The sequence below is a fragment of the Nocardioides marmoriginsengisoli genome (assembly GCF_003725695.1).
In the GTDB taxonomy this organism is placed as follows: domain Bacteria; phylum Actinomycetota; class Actinomycetes; order Propionibacteriales; family Nocardioidaceae; genus Marmoricola; species Marmoricola marmoriginsengisoli.
The window spans coordinates 94,384-108,484 of sequence record NZ_RJSE01000002.1 but is presented as its reverse complement, the minus strand read 5'-3'; the positions used below and the strand labels follow the sequence as shown (position 1 = coordinate 108,484).

16 protein-coding genes are annotated in these 14,101 nt (G+C 71.1%); 9 read left to right on the top strand and 7 right to left on the bottom strand.

The genetic code is table 11. From position 1 onward, the window contains the following. Position 1: 1 nt before the first annotated feature. A complete protein-coding gene (locus EFK50_RS01795) occupies positions 2-1,123 on the top strand; it encodes an SPFH domain-containing protein (RefSeq protein ID WP_123225841.1) in 1,122 nt (373 codons plus the stop codon). After that, positions 1,120-1,881: a sulfite exporter TauE/SafE family protein gene (locus EFK50_RS01790; protein WP_123225840.1), complete on the top strand. Its 762-nt coding sequence runs from the start codon at positions 1,120-1,122 to the stop codon at positions 1,879-1,881. Before EFK50_RS01795 ends, EFK50_RS01790 begins: the two co-directional genes overlap by 4 nt. A gap of 9 nt (positions 1,882-1,890) precedes the next feature. Here EFK50_RS01790 and EFK50_RS01785 read toward each other — a convergent pair whose 3' ends face one another. The 4 genes from EFK50_RS01785 to EFK50_RS01770 are packed head-to-tail and all read right to left on the bottom strand — an operon-like array spanning position 1,891 to position 4,479. After that, positions 1,891-2,649: a maleylpyruvate isomerase N-terminal domain-containing protein gene (locus tag EFK50_RS01785; protein WP_123225839.1), complete on the bottom strand. Its 759-nt coding sequence runs from the start codon at positions 2,647-2,649 to the stop codon at positions 1,891-1,893. Between the two features lie 2 nt (positions 2,650-2,651). Further along, positions 2,652-3,011, bottom strand: coding sequence for a hypothetical protein (locus EFK50_RS01780; protein WP_123225838.1), 360 nt, complete (start codon positions 3,009-3,011; stop codon positions 2,652-2,654). Positions 3,012-3,020: 9 nt separating this feature from the next. Next, entirely contained in the window at positions 3,021-3,971 is a 951-nt protein-coding gene (locus EFK50_RS01775) for an alpha/beta hydrolase (RefSeq protein WP_123225837.1), read from the bottom strand. Then, on the bottom strand, positions 3,952-4,479 hold the full coding sequence (locus tag EFK50_RS01770) for a YbhB/YbcL family Raf kinase inhibitor-like protein (RefSeq protein ID WP_123225836.1): 528 nt from the start codon (positions 4,477-4,479) through the stop codon (positions 3,952-3,954). Before EFK50_RS01770 ends, EFK50_RS01775 begins: the two co-directional genes overlap by 20 nt. Positions 4,480-4,547: 68 nt before the next feature. Here EFK50_RS01770 and cobA point away from each other — a divergent pair, with 68 nt between their 5' ends. Together cobA and EFK50_RS01760 are read left to right on the top strand one after the other, a co-directional pair. Then, on the top strand, positions 4,548-5,786 hold the full coding sequence (gene cobA, locus EFK50_RS01765; protein ID WP_123225835.1) for a uroporphyrinogen-III C-methyltransferase: 1,239 nt from the start codon (positions 4,548-4,550) through the stop codon (positions 5,784-5,786). A gap of 2 nt (positions 5,787-5,788) precedes the next feature. After that, complete coding sequence (locus EFK50_RS01760; RefSeq protein ID WP_123225834.1) at positions 5,789-6,592, top strand: TrmH family RNA methyltransferase; 804 nt, start codon at positions 5,789-5,791, stop codon at positions 6,590-6,592. Positions 6,593-6,749: 157 nt separating this feature from the next. On the opposite strand, the gene def is transcribed toward EFK50_RS01760, so the two are convergent. Further along, on the bottom strand, positions 6,750-7,322 hold the full coding sequence (def, locus tag EFK50_RS01755; RefSeq protein WP_123225833.1) for a peptide deformylase: 573 nt from the start codon (positions 7,320-7,322) through the stop codon (positions 6,750-6,752). An 86-nt stretch (positions 7,323-7,408) separates the two neighbouring features. Between def and EFK50_RS01750 the strand changes: the two genes are divergently transcribed. Further along, the gene (locus EFK50_RS01750) at positions 7,409-8,773 is read left to right on the top strand and encodes an acyl-CoA dehydrogenase family protein (protein ID WP_123225832.1); all 1,365 of its coding nucleotides are present in this window, start codon (positions 7,409-7,411) and stop codon (positions 8,771-8,773) included. After that, complete coding sequence (locus tag EFK50_RS01745; RefSeq protein WP_123225831.1) at positions 8,770-9,984, top strand: acyl-CoA dehydrogenase family protein; 1,215 nt, start codon at positions 8,770-8,772, stop codon at positions 9,982-9,984. The genes EFK50_RS01750 and EFK50_RS01745 overlap by 4 nt, the downstream gene beginning before the upstream one ends. On the opposite strand, the gene EFK50_RS01740 is transcribed toward EFK50_RS01745, so the two are convergent. Further along, complete coding sequence (locus tag EFK50_RS01740) at positions 9,985-11,007, bottom strand: galactokinase (protein WP_123225830.1); 1,023 nt, start codon at positions 11,005-11,007, stop codon at positions 9,985-9,987. It abuts the gene before it with no gap. Positions 11,008-11,048: 41 nt separating this feature from the next. Here EFK50_RS01740 and EFK50_RS01735 point away from each other — a divergent pair, with 41 nt between their 5' ends. From EFK50_RS01735 to EFK50_RS01725, 3 genes are read left to right on the top strand one after another with little or no spacing between them, the layout of a single operon-like run. Then, positions 11,049-12,485 (top strand): GuaB1 family IMP dehydrogenase-related protein, encoded by a 1,437-nt coding sequence (locus EFK50_RS01735; RefSeq protein ID WP_123225829.1) that lies wholly within the window; start codon positions 11,049-11,051, stop codon positions 12,483-12,485. Continuing rightward, positions 12,485-13,045, top strand: coding sequence for a nucleosidase (locus EFK50_RS01730; RefSeq protein ID WP_123225828.1), 561 nt, complete (start codon positions 12,485-12,487; stop codon positions 13,043-13,045). Before EFK50_RS01735 ends, EFK50_RS01730 begins: the two co-directional genes overlap by 1 nt. Next, entirely contained in the window at positions 13,042-13,188 is a 147-nt protein-coding gene (locus EFK50_RS01725; protein ID WP_123225827.1) for a DUF1059 domain-containing protein, read from the top strand. Before EFK50_RS01730 ends, EFK50_RS01725 begins: the two co-directional genes overlap by 4 nt. A gap of 40 nt (positions 13,189-13,228) precedes the next feature. Here the strand turns inward: EFK50_RS01725 and EFK50_RS01720 are convergent, their stop codons facing one another. Beyond that, entirely contained in the window at positions 13,229-14,092 is an 864-nt protein-coding gene (locus EFK50_RS01720; RefSeq protein WP_123225826.1) for an SDR family oxidoreductase, read from the bottom strand. Positions 14,093-14,101 lie beyond the last annotated feature (9 nt).

The following is a 14,101-nucleotide window of genomic DNA, read 5'->3' as shown; positions in this document are numbered from 1 at the left end:
GATGTTCCTTCTTGTCCTGTTCCTGGTCCTGGCGCTCTTCGCGATCATCGTGCTCGCCAAGACCATCCGGATCATCCCGCAGGCGCGGGCCGGCATCGTCGAGCGGTTCGGCAAGTACCGCGCGACGCTGTCCCCGGGCCTCAACATGGTGACCCCGTTCGTGGACCGGGTCCGCTACGTGATCGACATGCGCGAGCAGGTGGTCTCGTTCCCGCCGCAGCCGGTGATCACCGAGGACAACCTGGTGGTCTCGATCGACACCGTCATCTACTTCCAGGTCACCGACCCGGTCGCGGCGACGTACGAGATCGCGAACTACATCTCGGCGATCGAGCAGCTCACCATGACCACGCTCCGCAACATCGTCGGTGGCATGACGCTCGAGCAGACGCTGACCTCCCGTGAGGACATCAACCGCGGGCTGTCCGGGGTCCTCGACGAGGCGACCGGGCGCTGGGGTGTCCGGGTCGGCCGGGTGGAGATCAAGGGGATCGACCCGCCGCCGTCCATCAAGGACTCGATGGAGAAGCAGATGCGGGCCGACCGTGACAAGCGCGCGGTCATCCTCACGGCCGAGGGTCAGCGCCAGTCGTCGATCCTGACCGCCGAGGGAAACAAGCAGGCGGCGATCCTCAACGCCGAGGGTTACCGCGAGTCGCTGATCCTGAATGCTCAGGGTGAGCGCGAGGCCGCGATCCTCAAGGCGCAGGGCGAGGGGCAGGCCATCCTGACCGTCTTCCAGGCGATCCACGACGGCCAGCCGGACCAGTCGCTGCTGGCCTACCAGTACCTGCAGATGATGCCGAAGATCGCGGAGGGCCAGGCCAGCAAGCTCTGGATCGTGCCGTCCGAGTTCACCAAGGCGCTCGAAGGTCTCGGGTCGACCATCGGCGACGTCGCCGGGATCCCGACCGAGACGGGCGGGCCGCGGGTTCGCGTCGACATGGGTGCGTCCGAGGCCGTCGAGGTCAGGGGCAGCGGCGAGCTCGCCGGCGCCCACGAGAGCGTCGAGGCGGCGCTGCGGGAGGCCCAGCAGGTCGCCAGCGACGTACCGCCGCCGGTCGAGCCGCCCGTGGACCCGCCGGCAGCGCCTGACGCAGGGCAGCAGCCTCCGCAGCAGTGACCTGGTTCGAATGCGTCACGATCCTGCTCGCGGGGGTCGCGGCCGGGACCATCAACACGGTGGTGGGGTCGGGAACGTTGATCACGTTCCCGACCCTGCTGGCGTTCGGCGTGCCGCCGGTGACCGCGAACGTCTCGAACACGATCGGGCTGGTGCCTGGATCGCTCTCCGGCGCGTGGGGCTACCGGGCTGAGCTGGCCGGGCAGCGCGGCCGGCTGCTCAAGCTCGGCTGTGCGTCACTGCTCGGCGGGATCATCGGGGCGGTGCTCCTGCTGGAGCTGCCGTCGTCCGCGTTCGACGCGATCGTGCCGGTCCTGATCGGGCTCGGCGTCGTGCTGGTGATCCTCGGTCCGCGGATCTCGGCGCGGGTCGCGGCGCGCGCGGCCGAGCGCGGCGGGCTGCCCGAGCACGGCGCCGGCTGGGTCTGGCCGGCCGTGGCCGGGACCGGCGTGTACGGCGGGTACTTCGGGGCAGCCCAGGGGGTGCTGCTGCTCGCCATCCTGGGGATCGGGGTGGACGACACCCTGCAACGGCACAACGCGACCAAGAACATCCTGGCGGCACTGGTGAACGGGGTCGCCGCGGTGATCTTCATCGTGGTCGCGGACGTGGACTGGAAGATCGTCGGCCTGATCGCGGCCGGCGCGATCGTGGGCGGTCAGGTCGGCGCGAGCGTCGGACGGAAGCTGCCGCCCCAGGTGCTGCGCGGGTTCATCGTGGTGGTGGGGATCGCGGCGCTGATCGGGTTCTTCGTCTGAGCCGGCGCGTCAGTCGGTGTTGGTGAAGGAGCGAAAGCGGTTCAGGAGCGCCCCGTCGAGGCCCTGACCGGCGAGCGCGTCGTCCGGGACGCGACGGAAGAGCCAGAGCAGCAACGTCGCGGGGTCGACCGGCGCAGGAGTCGACCCTGACCGGATCTCGTGGCGCAGGGTTCCGGGCACGTCACCGTCCGAGATCGTGATCACCGCCTCCCCGCCCGGGCGGGCGACTCCCAGCGAGATCGTCGTGCCTATCGGGTCGGCCATCGCCGGCCAGCGCGTGTTCGCGACGCTGTGGGTGAGGAACTCCTCGACCGCGTCCATCGCGACCACCGGGTCCATCGACCACGAACCCGTCCCCGCCGCGTTCACCGCGTCCCAGTGGTGCACGGCCGCCTCCTGCACCTGGTGACGGGTGACGAACCAGACGTTCTCCTCCAGGCCCCACGTCCAGCACGGCGCCGACTGGTCGGCCGCCTCCAGGCTGGCGAGCAACGTCTCCATGCCGGCGAGGAGCGTCAGGATCAGCTCGTCGTCCGGGGGACGGGTGTCGTCGGCCCCCTCCTGGTCCTCGTCCGGTAGCTCGGTGGGCAGCTCGGTCACGACCTGGTTCCAGAACCGGTGGACCGAGGCGAGGTGCCAGACCAGGTTCGCCATCGACCAGTCGGGGCAGTGCTCGATGCGCTTGTCCAGGTTGCCCTCGGCCGCTGCGGCCAGGCCCTCGGTGTGCGTCCGGATGGCGGCGGTGCAGTCGGCGACCGAGAGCGTCATGGTCAGCCCCGGGAGAAGAGGCCGATGGCGCCGGCGATCATCGCGCCGACGGCGGGCGCCACCAGGCCGATGCCGGTCTGGTTGGTGACCGCACCGCTGCGCATCGCGTCGTACCCGGCGAAGGCGTCGGCGCCGTCGACGGCGATGCCGACCGCGACCAGCTGGCGCCGGGCCTTGCCCTTCGAGGCCAGCGTCACCGCGCCGAGGACGATCTCCCGGGAGGCGAACATCCGGGTCATGTAGGGCAGCTGCTTGTTGTTCTCGCCGTCGAGGCGGAACACCTTGCTGGCGAGGTCGGGGGCGGCGAGGGCGCCGACGCCGATGACGATGCGGCCGAGGGCGAGTCCGGTGACAGGGTTCATGCCTAGAACCTAGCCATCGACGTACGCCGAGAGAAACACCGCCATCTCGTGGAAGACGACTTTTCGCACCTCGGGGCGCGACAGGGTCACGTCGTGCAGGGCGCCGTCGACCTGGGCCAGCGTGACGTGCCGGCCGAGCAGCGGAGCGCGGCGCCGGATCTGCTCGACGTCCAGCACGATGTCGGTCCGGTGGATGTCCGGGTGGTGGATCGAGTTCGGCTGGGTGGATCGTGACGAGGAGAGCACCAGGATCGGCGCGGGCACCTCGATGCCGCGGGAGATCCGGATCTGTCCCTCGCGGATCGCCCGGATCCAGCCCGCGTAGATCGGCCAGGACTCGAGCGGCTTCCAGGCCAGGTTGAAGTCCCACTCGCCGCCGTGGTCGCGGTGCAGGCTGCGGCCGTAGAACCCGTCGACCTTGCGGGGGATCTCCAGCTCGGGCTTGCGGGCGCCCAGGCGACGCAGCACCGGGACCGTCAGCTTCCGGGTCACCGGGTCGCCCTGCATGTCCAGCCACGGGGCGTTCAGCACCATCCCGTCGATGTCGAGCTTCCGCTCGGCGGCCCACAGCGGCACGGTCAGGCCGCCGGTCGAGTGCGCCGAGAGCACCAGGTGCCGGTAGTTGGCGCGGATCGCGTCGTACGCCTGGTCGAGCTCCTCGTGGTACGTCGCCAGCGACTCGACGTAGTTGGGCGTCTGGTGCGGCAGCAGCGAGCGCCCGTGCTTGCGCAGGTCGAGGGCGTAGAAGTCGTAGCCCCGCCGGCACCAGAAGTCGGCGACCGGCGTCTGGAAGAAGTAGTCCGCGAAGCCGTGCACGTGCAGCACCGCCTTGCCCGTCGGCGGCCCTTCGGCAGCGCGGTGCACGAGGGTCGCGACGACCTCGCCCTCGGAGTCCGGTTGGAGCGGCAGCGTGCGGGCGACGTACGGCGCTCCGAGGATGTCAGTGCTGGTAGGTGCCATGGAGGATCGCGCGACCGAGGGTCTTGAAGGCCAGGTTGAAGCTCACCACGGCGGCCGAGGCGTCCGAGTCGACGCCCAGGGTCGGCTCCTGCACCGCGTGCACGACGAAGTAGTAGCGGTGCACCTGGTCGCCCGGCGGGGGAGCCGCGCCCATGAACGCCTTGGGGCCGCCGTCGTTGCGGCACTGGAACGCGCCGCCCGGGAGGTTCGCGCCCAGCGCGCCGGCACCGGCCGGCAACGACGTGACGTCCGCCGGTACGTCGACCAGCACCCAGTGCCAGAACCCGGACGGGGTCGGGGCGTCCGGGTCGAAGCAGGTGATCGTGTAGCTCTGGGTGCCCTCGGGCGCGCCGGACCAGCTCAGCTGCGGCGAGGTGTCGCCGAAGGCGTTGACCTGGTCGTCCTTGAGCGGCTGGCCGTCGGTGACGTCGGCGCTGGTCACGGTGAAGCCGGCGACCTGGGGGAGCAGGCTGTACGGATCGGGATGTACCGGGCGTTCGATGCTCATGCGGCGACATTAGTCCGCTGGCTGAACCCAGGTAAGCACTTGGCCGGGGTGTTCAGCAGAATGGTCCCGTGACCGACTATCCGACGTACCCGTCCGGACTGAGGCTCGCGGGCCGCAAGGTGGTGGTCGTCGGGGGTGGCCAGGTCGCTCAGCGACGCATCCCCAGCCTGATCGCGGCCGGCGCCGAGGTGCTCGTCGTCTCGCCGGAGGTCACTCCGGCGATCGAGGGCCTGGTCGGTGGCGGCGAGGTGATCCTCGAGGCCCGGGCCTTCGTGGACAGCGACCTGGACGGCGCCTGGTACGTGATCGCCGCGACCGCCGACGCCGAGGTCAATGCGCAGGTGCTGGCTGCTGCCGAGGCCCGGCACACGTTCTGCGTGCGCTCCGATGACGCCCAGGCCGCGACCGCGTGGACGCCCGCCGTCGGCCGGCACGGGGCGGTCACCGTCGCGGTGCTCGGGGACCGGCGCGGCTACCGGGACTCCGGCAAGACGGCCGCGCTCCGCGACCGGATCCTGGACCGGCTCCAGGACGGCTCGCTGGACGCGCTGCCGGATGTCAAGGTTCCCGGCGTCGTGCTGATCGGCGGCGGCCCCGGCGACCCGAACCTGATCACCGTCGCCGGGCGCAAGGCGCTGATGGAGGCGGACGTGGTCGTGGCCGACCGGCTCGCTCCGCGCGAGCTCCTCGGCGAGCTCAGCCCGGACGTCGAGCTCGTCGATGTCGCCAAGCTGCCCCGCGGGCGCTCGGCCCAGCAGGAGGAGATCAACCGGATCATCGTCGAGGCGGCGCTGGCCGGGAAGCGGGTGGCCCGGTTCAAGGGCGGGGACAACTTCGTCTTCGGTCGCGGCTACGAGGAGATCCTGGCCTGCCGCGACGCCGGCGTACCGGTGACGGTGATCCCCGGGATCAGCAGCCCGATCGCGGTCCCGGGCATTGCGGGCATCCCGGTCACGCACCGGGGCGTCACCCACGAGTTCACGGTGATCTCCGGGCACCTGCCGCCCGGGCATCCCGAGTCGCTGGTCGCCTGGGACGGCGTCGCCCGGATGCGCGGCACCGTGGTCCTGATGATGGGCGTCGAGAACGCTCCGGTGATCGCCGAGACCCTGGTCGAGCTCGGCCGCGATCCGCGGACCCCGGTCGGCATCGTCTGCGACGGCACCATGCCGACCGAGCGGACCGTGCTGTCCAGGCTCGGCACGGTCGGCGCCGACATCGCCGAGCACCAGGTCAAGGCGCCGGCGATCATCGTGATCGGGGACGTCGTCGCGGTCGCGCACCCGGATCACTTCGCCGGCGGCTGACCGTGCCGCGGCTGATCCCGATCGACGATCCCGGCGACCCGCGGCTGGCGGACTACCGCGACCTGCGCGACGTCCAGCTGCGTCAGCACTTCGAGGTCGAGCACGGGGTGTTCCTCGCCGAGGGCGCCAAGGTCGTACGCCGGGCGGTGACTGCCGGGTTCGAGCCGCGCTCGTTCCTGATGGCACCGCGCTGGCTGGACGACCTGGACGACGTGCTCGAGCCCTCGGGAGCCCCGGTGTACGTGCTCTCCGAGGCGCTGGTCGAGCAGGTGACCGGCTTCCACGTGCACCGCGGCGCCCTGGCCTCGCTGGTACGACGCCCGCTGCCGTCGGTCGACGAGGTGCTGGACGGCGCGCGCTCGGTGCTGGTGGTCGAGGACGTCGTCGACCACACCAACATCGGCGCGATCTTCCGCTCGGGGGCGGCCCTCGGCTTCGACGCCGTGCTGCTCTCGCCGCGGTGCGCCGACCCGCTCTACCGGCGCTCGGTCAAAGTAGGGATGGGCGCGGTGTTCACGATGCCGTGGACCCGCCTCACCGACTGGTACGACGCCCTGCCGTCGCTGTCGGCGCGGGGATTCACCACCGTCGCGCTGACCCTCGCGCCGGACGCCACCCCGATCGAGGAGGCCGTCGCCGGCGTGGATCGGCTCGCGCTCGTCCTGGGTTCGGAAGGTCCCGGCATCTCCGACCGCTGGCAGCAGGCCGCGGACCGCCGCGCGATCATCCCGATGGCCCCGGAGATCGACTCCCTGAATGTCGCGGCCGCCACCGCTGTCGCCTGCTACGTCTCCACGCGTCGTTGAACAGGCCCGTTCTGTGCGTTGAGCAGGCCGGTCCGGACTGTTGAAATGCGCCTTACGTCTCGTTGACGCCGAGGGCGCTGCTGCACCCCTAGATTGACGGCCCGTTGAACCGACCAACCGGGCCTCTTGAACGGGTAAGTCGGGCCTCTTGAACGGGTCAGGCGGGCCAGCCGGGGGGATAGGACTCGGCCTCGGACTCCATCTGCTTGGTGAGCTTCTTGCGGAGCCGGGTGGAGAGGCGGTCGCCGAAGACCATGCCGGTGGTGTGGTCGGTCTCGTGCTGGAGGCACCGGGCGAGCAACCCGTCACCCTCGTACTCGACCGCGTTGCCGTCGAGGTCGAGTCCGGTCACCCGGGCGTAGTCGGGGCGGGCGCAGGCGACGAACGCGCCGGGGAAGGAGAGGCAGCCCTCGTCGCCGTCGTCGAGGCTGCGGTCCCGGCCCTCGGGGAGCTGGAGCACCGGGTTGCAGACGATGCCCTGGTGGGAGACGTCGTTGTCGTCGGGGCAGTCGAAGACGAAGATCGCCAGGTCCTCGCCGATCTGGCAGGCGGCCAGGCCGACGCCCTGGGCGGCGTACATCGTCGCGACCATGTCCGCGGCGAGCGCTCGCAGCGAGGCGTCGAAGGTGGTCACCGGTCGGGCCGGTCGGTGCATCACGGCCTCGCCCCAGCGGGTGATCGGGCGGACGGTCCCGCCGGTCGGGAGTACGGAGGCAGCATCGGCGGACATGGCCTCAACCCTAGAACGGCGATCTCGTGACCGGCGCCACGCCCCCGGGTGTAGCAATACGTGTAACTCGGAGTTACAGTTTCCCCATGGCATTCGACCCCGTGAAGAGCGTGCTCGCCGCCGGCGGCAAGCACGGACTCAGTGACAACGAGAAACGTGACCCGATCGGCCTTGCTGTCGTCGCGCTGAACAAGTTCGCGCAGAGCGACCTCATCGACCGGCTCGGCCTCCGCAAGACCAGCGAGCAGACGGTGTTCCGGGTGACCAGCGCGGGCTTCAAGACCGCCAGCGCCGCCGGACGCGCGTTCGCACGGGTGGGCGGCAAGGGCGGTGGCAAGCGGGTCCCGTCCGCGCAGGCGACCGGTCTGTTCGACCTGACCCCGAGCGAGGACGAGCAGATGCTCGTCGACGTGGTCACCGACTTCGCCGACGAGGTGGTTCGCCCCGCCGCGGCCGAGGCCAACGAGTCCTGCGTCGCCCCCGAGGAGCTGCTGAAGGCGTCCCTGGAGATCGGCCTGCCGATCCTCGGTGTCGCCGAGGATCTGGGCGGCATCGCGACCGAGCGCTCCGCGGTCGCGGGCGTCCTGGTCCACGAGGCGCTCGCGAAGGGCGACATGGGCCTGGCCGTCGCCTCGCTCGCCTCCGGTGCGGTCGCCACCGCGCTCTCGCTCTACGGCACCGACGAGCAGCAGTCGACCTTCCTGCCGGCCTTCGCCGGTGACGAGGTGCCGGCCGCGGCCCTGGTGCTCGCCGAGCCGACCGCGCTCTTCGACCCGCTGACCCCGGCGACGACCGCCACCCGCAAGGGTTCCGGATTCGTGCTCAACGGCCTGAAGTCCGGCGTCGTCCGCGGCGCCGAGGCGGAGCTGTTCCTGATCGGTGCCGAGCTCGACGGCAAGCCGCAGCTGTTCCTCGTCGAGTCCACCGCTCCGGGCATCACCGTGGTCTCCGACCCGTCGATGGGCGTCCGGGCCGCGGGCATCACCCGCCTGGAGCTCAAGGACGTCGCGCTCGAGGAGATCGCGCTCTTCGGCGACGAGGCTACTTACCGCGAGGTCGTCCAGAACTCCCGGCTCGCCTGGTGCGCGCTGTCGCTGGGCACTGCGCAGGCCGTGCTCGACTACGTGACGCCGTACGTGAAGGAGCGGCACGCGTTCGGCGAGCCGATCGCGCACCGCCAGTCGGTCGCGTTCAAGGTCGCCGACATCGCGATCGAGCTGCAGGGCATGCGCCTGGTCACCTACAAGGCGGCTTCGCGGGTGGCGCAGGGCAAGGACGCGTCCCGTGAGATCGCGCTGGCCCGCCGCCTCTGCGCCGAGCGCGGGATGGGCATCGGCAACGACGGCGTCCAGCTGCTCGGCGGACACGGCTTCGTCAAGGAGCACCCGGTCGAGCGGTGGTACCGCGACCTGAGAGCCATCGGAATCCTGGAAGGCGGTGTCCTCGTATGAGCATCAACCTCGAGACCCCGAAGAAGATCCGCCCGCTGATCGATCAGGCCCACCAGGTCGCGATGAACATGCTGCGGCCGATCTCCCGCAAGTACGACGAGGCCGAGCACGAGTACCCCAAGGAACTCGACATGCTCGCCGCGATGATCGACGGGCTCGCCGACTCGGGCGCCTCCGAAGGCGCCGGCGCGGCCGGTGTCCGGCGCGACGAGAAGGCTGCCGACAAGGGCAACAAGAACGGGGCCAACCTGGCGTCGGTGCTCTCCGTCCTGGAGATGTGCTGGGGCGACGTGGGCCTGACCCTGTCGATGCCGCGCCAGGGCCTGGGCAACTCGGCGATCGCGTCCGTCGCGACCGACGAGCAGCTCGCGCGCTTCGGCCCGACCTGGGCCGCGATGGCGATCACCGAGCCGTCCTTCGGCTCCGACTCGGCGGCCATCTCGACCACGGCCGTCAAGGACGGCGACGAGTACATCCTCAACGGCGAGAAGATCTTCGTGACCGCCGGCGAGCGCGCCGACAGCGTGGTCGTGTGGGCCACCCTGGACAAGTCGCTCGGCCGGGCCGCGATCAAGTCGTTCGTGGTCCAGAAGGGCACCCCGGGGATGAAGGTGGAGCGGCTCGAGCACAAGCTCGGCATCCGCGCCTCCGACACCGCGGTGATCATGTTCACCGACTGCCGGGTGCCGGCCGAGAACATCCTCGGTACGCCGGAGATCGACCTCAAGGGCGGCTTCGCCGGCGCGATGGCGACCTTCGACAACACCCGCCCGCTGGTGGCCGCGATGGCCGTCGGCTGCGCCCGGGCGTCGCTGGACCTGACCCGCGACGTGCTCAAGAACGCCGGCATCGAGATCGACTACGACAAGCCGGCCTTCAGCCAGTCGGCCGCGGCGGCGACGTTCCTGCAGCTCGAGGCGGACTGGGAGGCGGCGTACCTGCTGACCCTGCAGTCGGCCTGGATGGCGGACAACCGGGAGCCGAACTCGATGGAGGCCTCGATGGCCAAGGCCAAGGCCGGCCGGATGGGCAGCGACGTCACGCTGCGCTGCGTCGAGCTCGCCGGCACCCTGGGCTACTCCGAGACCGACCTGCTGGAGAAGTGGGGCCGGGACTCGAAGATCCTGGACATCTTCGAGGGCACCCAGCAGATCCAGCAGCTGATCGTGGCGCGCCGGATCCTCGGGCTCACCTCGGCCGAGCTGAAGTAGTCAGCCGACCAGCACCTCAGCGCCACCGGACGCCCCGACCACGAACATGGTCGGGGCGTTCGCGTTGGCGCCGGCGAACCCGTCGGCCACGGAGATTCGTACGGCGTCCAGCAGTCCGTCCGGGACCAGGGCGATCGCGCAGCCGCCGAACCCACCGCCGGTCATCCGCGCGCCGAGGGCGCCCGCTTCCAGCGCACGCTCCACGGCTAGGTCGAGCTCGGGGCAGGAGACCTCGTAGTCGTCCCGCAACGAGGCGTGCGACGCGGTCATCAGGGCGCCGGCTTCCTTCCAGTCGCCGACCTGCAGAGCGGTGACGAACCCTTGGACGCGCTGCTGCTCGGTGGCGACGTGCCGGGCGCGCCGTCCCAGCCTGCCGCCCGGGAGCGCGTCGATCTGCTCCGCGGTCGCGTGCGCGAGGTGCGTCAGGCGCAGGTGCGTCGCCGCTGCCTCGCAGTCCGCCCGGCGCGCGGCGTAGGCACCGTCGACCAGCGCGTGCCGGACTGCGGTGTCGATCACCAGGAGGCTCAGGTCCGGCGGCGCGAACGGCACCGGCGTCCGAGTGCCGGTCGCGAAGTCGAGGAGGAGCGCGGTCCCCGGCTCGGCGTACAGGGCGATCGTCTGGTCCATGCCGCCGGTGGGGACGCCGACATGGTCGTTCTCGGCACTGATCGTGGCGGCGCACAGCTCGTCCCGGGTGCGGCCGAGGCCGAGCAGGTCGTCGACGGCGAGCGCCACGCTGCAGGTCAGGGCCGCCGAGCTGGAGAGGCCGGCGCCGACCGGGACGTCGGAGGAGATGCTGATGTCGAGCGGTTCCTCGACCCCGAGGGCAGCCAAGACGCCGTCGACGTACGCGGTCCAGCCGGGTGTCGCGCGGTCGCTCCGGCGGGCACCGGTGCCGACGGCCACGCTGGCCGTGGTCGTCCGGTCGAGCGCGATCGGCAGGCACGACCCGCCGTTGTAGTCGAGGTGCTCACCGATCAGGTTCACCCGTCCGGGCGCGCGGGCGACGACGGTCCGGCTCATGGCGCCATCCTGCCCCACCGGTACGGCGGTAGATTCGCGACGTGCGCTTCCTCTCCGAGACCCTGCCGGCCCATGACCTGACCTACGACGACGTGTTCATGGTGCCGCGCCGCTCCGCGGTGTCCTCGCGCTACGACGTGGACCTGTCCGCCTCCGACGGCACCGGTACGACGATCCCGCTGGTCGTCGCGAACATGACCGCCGTCTCGGGGCGACGGATGGCCGAGACGATGGCGCGGCGCGGCGGGTTGGCGGTGCTCCCGCAGGACATTCCGCTCGACGTGGTCGCCGAGGTGGTCGCCTGGCTGAAGACCCGGCACCCGGTCTTCGAGACGCCGATCACCCTGGCGCCGTACGAGACGGTGAGCGACGCGCTCGCCCTGCTGCCGAAGCGTGCGCACCGGGCGGCGATCGTGGTCGAGGACGGCAAGCCGGTCGGGATCGTCACCGAGGCCGACTGCCAGGGCGTCGACCGGTTCACCCAGGTCGGCCAGGTGATGACCACCGACATGGTGACGCTGACCGACGACGTGCAGCCGCGCTCCGCGTTCGACACGCTGGCGGCCACCCGGCACCGGCTGGCGCCCGTCGTGGACGGCTCCGGGGCGCTGGTCGGCCTGCTCACGCGTACCGGTGCGCTGAGGTCCACGATCTACGGGCCGGCGGTGGACGCGGCCGGGCGGCTCCGGGTGGCGGCAGCGATCGGCGTCAACGGCGACGTCGCGGCCAAGACCGAGCGCCTGGCCGAGATCGGCGTGGACACGCTGGTCGTCGACACCGCGCACGGCCACCAGGAACGGATGATCGAGGCGCTGAAGGCGGTGCGGTCGGTGGCTCCGCGGGTGCCGGTCGTCGCGGGCAACGTGGTGGCGGCCGAGGGCGTCCACGACCTGGTCGACGCCGGCGCGGACATCATCAAGGTGGGAGTCGGTCCCGGTGCGATGTGCACCACCCGGATGATGACCGGGGTCGGCCGCCCGCAGTTCAGCGCGGTGCTGGAGTGCGTCGAAGCCGCCAAGGAGCACGGCAAGCACGTCTGGGCCGATGGGGGAGTGCGGCACCCGCGCGACGTCGCCCTCGCGCTGGCCGCGGGAGCCTCCCAGGTGATGATCGGTTCGTGGTTCGCCGGCACCTTCGAGTCGCCGGGAGACCTGCAGCGCAGCGCCGACGGTCGCGCCTACAAGGAGAGCTTCGGGATGGCCTCCGCCCGGGCGGTCGCCAACCGGACCGCCAGCGACGACGCGTTCGAGCGCGCCCGCAAGGGGCTCTACGAGGAGGGCATCTCGTCGTCGCGGATGTTCCTGGACCCGAAGCGCCCGGGGGTGGAGGACCTGATCGACGAGATCTGCTCGGGCGTCCGCTCCGCCTGCACGTACGCCGGCGCGCACGACCTGGCCGAGTTCGCCGGGCGCGCGGTGATCGGGATCCAGTCGGCCGCGGGCTACGCCGAGGGCCGGCCGCTGCCGGGTGGTTGGTGATGGCGGCGTTCCTGGTCGTCGCCGCGCTGCGCTCGGAGGCGGCGTACCTGCCTGAAGGCGTGCCGGTGGTGATCACCGGGATCGGCAAGACCAATGCGGCGATCGAGACCACCCGGGCGCTGCTCGCGTACGGCGACACGGCCGACCTGATCGTCCTCAACGTCGGCACCGCGGGGGCGCTCCAAGACGGTCTCACCGGGCTGCACCGGCCGAGTAGCGTCCTCAACCACGACCTGAGCGCCGACGCGATCCGGGCGCTGGGCATCGACCCCGAGGAACGCGTCGACCTGCGGACCGGTGACGGCACCGTGCTGGCTTCCGGCGACGTGTTCGTCAGCGATCCCGCCGTACGGGCGCGGCTGGCGCAGCACGCGGACCTGGTCGACATGGAGGCCTACGGCGTGGCGCTGGCCTGCCGCCGGCTCGGTGTCGACCTCGAGCTGGTCAAGCACGTCTCCGACAACGCTGACGAAGGCGCCTTCGACTGGCCGAGCGCGGTGGACGCGAGCGCCCAGGTCCTCGGCGCGTGGGTCACGCAGCGGCTAGGCTCGGGCTCATGAAGACCCGACTCAACTGCCCCTGCGGCGAGTACATCACCGGTGCCGACGAGGACGAGCTCGTCGAGAAGGTCCAGGCGCACCTGAAGGCCGAGCACGAGGGTCGTGAGTACGACCGCGAGGCCATCCTTTTCATGGCCAGCTGATCCTTCGAGACCGGCGCTGCGCGCCGTCCTCAGGGACCGACTACTTGTTGCGCTCGCTCGTCGAGCGCCCGAGCTGACGGACCTCCTCGTCCATCAGCGGCAGCAACCGCGGCACCTCCTTGAGGGTCGCCCGGTCGCCGAGCTTGGAGGACAGCAGGTTGCGGCGCGCCCGGATCAGGCCGACCCAGCCGGGCACGTAGATGCGCCGCTGACGTCGTTCGATGCCCCGGACGAACGCGGTGACGCACGCGTCGACGTCGGTGGTCTTGCTCAGCGGCCCGGGCAGCTTCTTGATCATCTCGGCGAACGCGGTCAGGTCCTTCTTCGCGTCCTGGACCAGGGGAGTGTCGATCCAGGACATGTGCGCGACGCCGACGTCGACTCCCTGGTGGGCGACCTCGAGCCGGAGTGCGTTGGCGAAGTGCTCGACGCCCGCCTTGCTGGCGTTGTAGGCCGCGAGACCGGGGGCAGCGGCGAAGGCCGCGAGCGAGGAGACCACCAGGACGTACCCGTTCCGCTCGACCAACGCGGGAAGCGCGGCGCGGACGGTGTGGAAGACCCCGAGGACGTTGATGTCGAGCACCCGCCGGAAGGTGGCCGGGTCGACGCCCATCACGGAGCCGTAGCTGGCGATCCCGGCATTGGCCAGAACGACGTCGATGCCGCCGAACTTCGTCACCCCGGCGGCGACGGCGGCCTCCATCGCGGCCAGGTCGGTGACGTCGGCGAGGACGGTCAGCGCGCTGTCCGATCCGAGCTCGGCGCCGAGGTCGTCGAGCGGGGCCTGGTCGACGTCGGTCAGCACGACGCGGCCGCCCTTCGCCACGATCGCGCGGGCGGTGGCGGCGCCGATCCCGCGGGCGCCACCGGTGATCAGGACGGTCTTGTTCTTGAGGTCGGCCACGGCCCCAAT